General features: G+C 65.8%; 6 protein-coding genes. All 6 read right to left on the bottom strand.

Features of this window, described 5'->3' with window-relative positions; all coding sequences use genetic code 11:
- Positions 1 to 637: 2-keto-4-pentenoate hydratase (locus AC1D1P_RS13055; protein WP_477673278.1), on the bottom strand; the 637-nt coding region annotated here is incomplete at its 3' end.
- Complete coding sequence (locus AC1D1P_RS13050; RefSeq protein WP_477673277.1) at positions 634 to 1,617, bottom strand: 2-hydroxyacid dehydrogenase; 984 nt, start codon at positions 1,615 to 1,617, stop codon at positions 634 to 636. The genes AC1D1P_RS13055 and AC1D1P_RS13050, both read right to left, overlap by 4 nt.
- A gap of 38 nt (positions 1,618 to 1,655) precedes the next feature.
- Entirely contained in the window at positions 1,656 to 2,819 is a 1,164-nt protein-coding gene (locus AC1D1P_RS13045; protein ID WP_477673276.1) for an ABC transporter ATP-binding protein, read from the bottom strand.
- Positions 2,820 to 2,830: 11 nt separating this feature from the next.
- Positions 2,831 to 3,664 carry a carbohydrate ABC transporter permease gene (locus AC1D1P_RS13040; protein ID WP_477673275.1) on the bottom strand — a complete coding sequence of 278 codons (834 nt, stop codon included), beginning with the start codon at positions 3,662 to 3,664 and terminating at the stop codon, positions 2,831 to 2,833.
- The gene (locus tag AC1D1P_RS13035; RefSeq protein WP_477673274.1) at positions 3,661 to 4,590 is read right to left on the bottom strand and encodes a carbohydrate ABC transporter permease; all 930 of its coding nucleotides are present in this window, start codon (positions 4,588 to 4,590) and stop codon (positions 3,661 to 3,663) included. The genes AC1D1P_RS13040 and AC1D1P_RS13035 overlap by 4 nt, the downstream gene beginning before the upstream one ends.
- A gap of 24 nt (positions 4,591 to 4,614) precedes the next feature.
- Positions 4,615 to 5,505: extracellular solute-binding protein (locus tag AC1D1P_RS13030; protein WP_477673273.1), on the bottom strand; the 891-nt coding region annotated here is incomplete at its 5' end.

The raw sequence follows: 5,505 nt of genomic DNA, 5'->3' as shown, positions 1-5,505 counted from the left end.
GCATCAACCACAGTGGATCGCCCAAGGAATAGGCGCCCGTGTTGGCGATGATCGGAGCCCCGCCGAAGCGAACTTCGCAGCGCTGACTAGCCCAGTCGTGCGCCCGCCAGGGCTTCCATTCGCCCAGAATCAGCGCGCCATGCGAGCCCTGGTCGGCCAGCCGCAAGGCGGCCGGTGCCTGCAGCCCTTCATCCCAGCGCGAATCTGCGATCTCGATGGCGACGGCCATTGCATTCACCAGGGCAGGACCATCGGCGTGACCCAGGCGCTGTGCGCGCTCGGGCGTCACATCTTCTGCAAGGCGCAACACGATCTCTGCTTCCACAGCGGGGGTATGGAAGGAAAAATCTGCCAGCGACTCTCCAGCCACCCGCACGCCTGCAGACGGCAGGGCCGCATGGCTGAGCACGGAGTCGCGGGACGCCCCGCCCGACTTCCAGTAGCGCGGCCCGCCATCGGCAAACCAGCCGAGCGCCTGGGCCACGGCGTCCTGGACGGCATAGGCCTCGTCGTCGGTGCTCAGCGCGGCCCGCAAGGGCTCGGTCGGGGCCGTTTGGCCGAAACGGCGCGCCGCGACCAGAGCGGCTACGACTTCTTGCGCGGCCGTGGGCAGGGTTGGAGAGGAATGCGCGTTCATGACTTAGGCCAGAGCACGTTGTTCAGTGGCCGGCCGTCCAGCCAACGCTGAATGTTGTCGGCCATGGTCTCCTGGCGCCGGCGCACGGTGCCCGAGGTCCAGCCCGACATGTGCGGGGTCATGAGCAGATTCGGCAGCGACGCGAAATCCAGGCGCGACGGCGTGCACTCGGCTTGGTCGGGCGTCGGATAGCTGTACCAGGTGTCGATGATGGCGCCGCCGATGCGGCGCTGGGCCAGGGCGTCGTATAGCGCCTGCTCGTCGATCACCGGGCCGCGCCCGACGTTCAGGATCAGGGCGTCGGGCCGCATGGCGGCGAAGGCCTCGGCCCCGACGATACCGGTGGTCTGTGCCGTCAAGGGCAGCGAGACCACGATGGCGTCGGCCGATGCCATAAAAGCGGGTAGCTGGTCCAGGGTAAAGGCCTGGTCTACGCGCTCATCGTGGATGGGGCTGCGGTTGGCCACCGTGACCCGCATGCCAAAGGCCTTGGCCCGTGCCAGGATGGCCTGGGAGATATGGCCGAAGCCGAGCAGGCCCAGCGTCTGGGCGCCCAATTCGCTGCGCAGTGCCGTCGGTCGGCCGGCCCAGTAGGTCCAGCGCCGCTGGCGCAGATCGGCATCGGCCTGCGCCAGCGGCACATGGCGCTGCAGCAAGGCGGCCATCACGTATTCGGCGATGGCGTGCTCGTGGCCGAAGCAGTTGCACAGCACGGTGCCGTGCGGCAGCAGCGCCGTGTCGATGGCATCCGTGCCTGCAGAAGGCGCGTGGAACAGGCCTGCTTGCCTCGGTACCGGCATCTCACGGTTCAGCTTGATGCCGACGATGACGTCAGCGCTCTCGTAGTGTTCGCGCTCGCCGGGGCCGGCCAGCGTGTCGCTCAGATCGATGATCTGGTGCCGTGGGTCGACCAGGGCCTCGAAACCCTGGCGAAAATTAGCGGCGTTCTCGCCGTGGAATACGATCTTGATAGTTTTCATGAGCTGTCGTGGTGTCCTGGGTAAAGGAATCGTCATCGTCATTGCAGCGCCGGCACGCGGATGCGCTGGCCGTCGCGCTCGAACAGCACGGCCTCGCCGAGGTCTAGCGACAACTGCACGGGCTGGCCGGTGCGCAGATCGCTGTAGCCTTGGACCACGACCATCACGTCGTCGCCGCTCTGGCCGTCCTCGCTGTGGGCGGTGTTGGCATGGTCGAGCTTGATGCTGACGATGGACTCGGCTCCCACGTGCTCGACCAGGGCCACCTGGCCCGCCAGCACGCCGTTGCCCAGGCCCAGCGCCTGCGGACGGATGCCGAGCAGCACATCGCGTGGTGCGTGTTGCCCCAGCGCCGCCAGATGCTCGGGCAGGGGCAGCACCGTCTTGCCGATGATCAGACCGCGCGGCTCGATGCGCGCCTCGATCAGGTTCATGGGCGGTGTGCCGATGAAGCGGGCCACAAAGGTGTTCGCCGGATCGGTGTAGATCTCGCGCGGCGTGCCGAACTGCTGCACCTCGCCGTCGCGCATCAGCGCGATGCGGGTGCCCATGGTCATCGCCTCGATCTGGTCGTGTGTCACGTAGACGAAGGTGCCCCCGACTTCACGGTGCAGCTTGATGATTTCGGCGCGCATTGAGGTGCGCAGCTTGGCGTCGAGATTGGACAGCGGCTCGTCCATCAGGAACACATCGGGCTGGCGCACCATGGCCCGGCCCAGCGCCACGCGCTGGCGCTGGCCGCCCGACAGCGTGCGTGGGTAGCGGTCGAGCATTTCAGTGAGCGCCAGTGTCTTGGCCGTGCGGTCGACCAGGTCGCGCACCGCCGGCGTCTGCTCGATGCGCCGCTTGGCGATGCCTCCAATGAGGGGCAGATGAAACCACCAGCGGTGCTCGCGCATGATCAGCGGGAAGGTGATGTTGCGCCGCACTGTCATGTGCGGGTACAGCGCATACGACTGGAACACAAAGGCCATGTCGCGGGCGCTGGGCGGCAAGGTATCGACACGGCGCGCACCGACGTGGACTTCGCCGCTCGTGACCTGCTCGAGGCCGGCCAGCATGCGCAGCAGGGTGGACTTGCCGCAGCCCGAAGGGCCGAGCAACACGACGAATTCGCGGTCGGCGACGTCGAATGTGATCTGATTCGCGGCCTTTTTTCCGCCGAAGATCTTGGTGACGCCCTTGAGGGAGATGGATGCCATGGTGAATGTCCTTAGCCCTTGACGCTGCCGGCGGTCATGCCGGAGACGACGTAGCGCTGCACGAAAAGATAGAAGATGACGGCGGGCAGGGTGTACATCAGCCCGATGGCCATCACGGTATGCATGGGCGTGTTCAGCTCGCCCACGAAGCCGGCCAGGCCGACCGAGGCGGTCTGTAGCCCCTGGTCACTGATCAGGGTCTGGGCGAACACGTATTCGTTCCAGCCATGGAAGAAGGCGATCACGGCAGCGGCGGCCAGGCTGGGCGCCACCAGCGGCAGCACCATGGTCAGCACAATGCCCAGGCGCGAGCAGCCGTCGATGCCGGCGGCTTCCTCGATATCGATGGGCACGCCGTCGACCGCCCCCTTGAGGATCAGCGTGATCACCGGCACCGTGAATGCCGTGTTGGCCAGGATCAGGCCGGTCAGGCTGTTCAGCAAACCCAACTGGCCAAAGATCGCGTACAAAGGCACGACCAGCATGGCTTCGGGCAGCATCTGCGTAACGAACAGCGCCACCCCCAGGATGGCGACCGCCCGCATGCGGTAGCGCGACAGCACATAGGCCGGAAAAATGGCCAGTACGATGCTGAGCGCGGCCGTGCCGAAGGCGACGATGGCGCTGTTCTTCAGCCAGGTGGCGACGGCGGTGGCGCTGAAGGCGTGGCCGTAGATCGCCGCTTGCGACCAGTCGGGCAGCAGGTGCGGCTTGGGTGCAAACAGGTCCGGCGACGAGGTCAGCGAGGTCACCAGCATCCAGTAAATCGGGAACGCGGCCACGCCCAGCAGCGCCAGCACCAAGATCATGCGCAGCGCGTGGCTCCAGGACAGCGTGCGGCTCATCGCTGCCCCTTGGCGCGCTCGACGCGCTGTGTGTAACGGAAATAGACGATGGTGATGAGCAGCGCAATCGACAGGCCCACCATGCCGACGGCGGCGCCCTGACCCAGATCGCGGTACACAAAGGCCCGGCGGTACAGCTCGATCACCATGGTGTTGGTCGAACCGATCGGGCCGCCCTGGGTCATGAGCCAGATCAGGTCGAAGCGGCGCAGGGACCAGATGGTCAGGAACAGCGCGAGCAGCGCCACCGAAGGCTGGATGGTCGGCCAGACTACGGCGCGAAACACGCTCAGCCGGTCCGCGCCGTCAATCACCGCGGCCTCGCGCAGTTCCGAGGACACCCCCTGCAAGGCGGCCAGGATGACGACCGAGGCGAACGGGAAGATCTGCCAGATGGTCGTCAGCAACACCGCGGGCAAGGCCAACGCCGGACTGTCGAGCCAGCTCTCCAGGCTGACCGGCCCGCCGAGCGCGCCCAGCAGATGGTTGAAGATGCCGTACTGACCGTTGTAGATCCAGATGAAGATCAGCGCCACGGCCACTGGCGGTGCGGCCCACGGAATCGTCACCAGCGCCCGCGCCAGCCCCCGCCCGCGGAACGGCGCGTTAAGCAGCAGAGCGGCCCCCAGGCCCAGGCCAATCGCCACCACCACGCACACCACGGTGTAGATGGCGGTGATCAGAAAAACCTGGCGGAACTCCTCCTGCGTTACCAGATCGATGTAGTTCCGCAGCCCGACATAGGYATGCCGGCCAGGAGACAGCAGCGCGGTAGACGTGAAGCTCAGATAGAACTCCTGCACCAGGGGATAACCCTGGAACAGCAGCAGATACAAGGCTACCGGTGCGGCGAACCAGTAGGGCGTCCAGTCGCGCTTTGTCCTCGGTGGCGGCGCGGCGCCGGCCGGAGATGTTGCAGCATGCATGGGAAAGGTCTGCGGTGGGCTGGCTTACTTGCGCAGTACGCGCGACAAGGCCGTACGCTGGGCGTCGTCCATCGCCTTCTTGGGGTCCATGCCACCTTGCAGCACCTTGAGCACCTGCTCCAGCACGATCTGCTGGATCTCCGGCGTCTTGACCTCCAGGCCCTGCACCAGCTGCGGCACGCTGTTCACGGCCTGGTCGTCATAGACCTTTAGCCAGGGCCGCTTGGCCATCATCTCCGGGCTGCGCTCAATCACCGTGGCCACATTGCTCGCACCCAGCAATTCCTGCAAGTCCTTCTGATTCTCGGGCTGCAAGGTCCACTTGATAAAGGCTTCGGCCGCTGCTTTGTGCTTGGTGTTGGCATTGATGGTCAGCGCCGTCAACACCATGCCCTGGGCCCGCGTCGGGAATGGCGACGGCGCGGCGGCGAACGCCAATTCGGGTGCCTGCTGGCTGAAGATGCCGGCCACACCGCCGTTGTCGACCTCCATCGCCACCTTGCGCTCCCAGAACATACGACGGTAGGTTGCGGCGTCCGCCCCCTTGGGAATCACGCCGGCGTCGTAGATCTTCTTGTAGGCGGCGACGCCCTCAACCACCTTGGGATCGTTCAGGGTCAGATTGCCTTTCGCGTCGCTCCAGCGGCCACCGAAGCCGTRGACGAAGTTGCACAGGTCCTGCCAGAAGCCGTTGCCCTCAGCCATGGTGGCGCGGTACGCGTAGCCATAGACACCGTTGCCGGTGGCCGCCTTGGCGCTGGCCAGAAATTCGTCGAAGTTCGCCGGCGGCTTGCCGCCCTTGAGCAAGGCCGGGTTGTACAGCAGCACGTAGTTGCTGAGCTCGAACGGCACGCCATAGCGCTTGCCGCCCACCATCAGGTATTTGTCGGGCTCCGTGAACCTGTAGTTGCCGCC

The organism is Polaromonas sp. P1_E1_2, assembly GCF_056406035.1.
The sequence above is the reverse complement of the archived record's forward strand: the minus strand, read 5'-3'. Positions and strand labels throughout refer to the sequence as shown.

Coding starts and splice junctions, on each gene's coding strand:
- AC1D1P_RS13050 (WP_477673277.1), bottom strand. CDS start 1,617: ATGAAAACTATCAAGATCGTATTCCACGGCGAGAACGCCGCTAATTTT.
- AC1D1P_RS13045 (WP_477673276.1), bottom strand. CDS start 2,819: ATGGCATCCATCTCCCTCAAGGGCGTCACCAAGATCTTCGGCGGAAAA.
- AC1D1P_RS13040 (WP_477673275.1), bottom strand. CDS start 3,664: ATGAGCCGCACGCTGTCCTGGAGCCACGCGCTGCGCATGATCTTGGTG.